This window comes from Dyella japonica DSM 16301, from assembly GCF_001010355.1.
Taxonomy (GTDB): domain Bacteria; phylum Pseudomonadota; class Gammaproteobacteria; order Xanthomonadales; family Rhodanobacteraceae; genus Dyella; species Dyella japonica.
On the sequence record NZ_JPLA01000033.1, the window covers coordinates 1 to 538 of the forward strand.

A 538-nucleotide genomic window follows, 5' to 3' on the forward strand; every position below is an offset into this window, starting at 1 on the left:
TTTCTTTTGGTTACTTTTCTTTGGGCAAGCAAAGAAAAGTGACCCGGGCCGCGGCAGCGGCACGGAAGCCCGCGGCAGGCGAGCCAGGTCGCCGTATCGCGACAACGGAGCGCACAGTCACTGGATGACCAGCCTTCGGCTGTTGAAAAGCGCCTCCTGCCCTCGCAGGAATGACGATCAATTGCAGACTACGCTGACCTTCGCAGTCAGCGACGGTCAGCTACTCCACAAACGTCAACAGCAACCCCTCAATCCTTCGGCGGCCTCATCTCAAACTCCTTAGGCGCCACATCCCCCGCCAAATTCCGCACAAAATAATCCCACCGCTTGCGCATCATGTAGTTCGCCGCAGCGCCATAAGCGTGATGCGCATTCGGGATCATCAACAGATCGAAATCCTTGTTGGCCTTGATGAGCGCATCGACCACAAGCAGCGTCTCGTATGGCGGCACGTTGTCATCCATGGTGCCGTGCGCGAGCAGCAGATGGCCTTTGAGACCGGCGGCGTGGTTTTGATTGGCCTGGTCGTCGTAGTTGC

Annotated in this window: 1 protein-coding gene; it reads right to left on the minus strand. The window is 57.8% G+C overall.

All coding sequences use genetic code 11. The features are described 5' to 3' along the window. Positions 1-248 precede the first annotated feature (248 nt). A partial coding sequence (locus tag Y882_RS12930) for an alpha/beta hydrolase family protein (protein ID WP_046972350.1) occupies positions 249-538 on the minus strand: 290 nt, incomplete at its 5' end.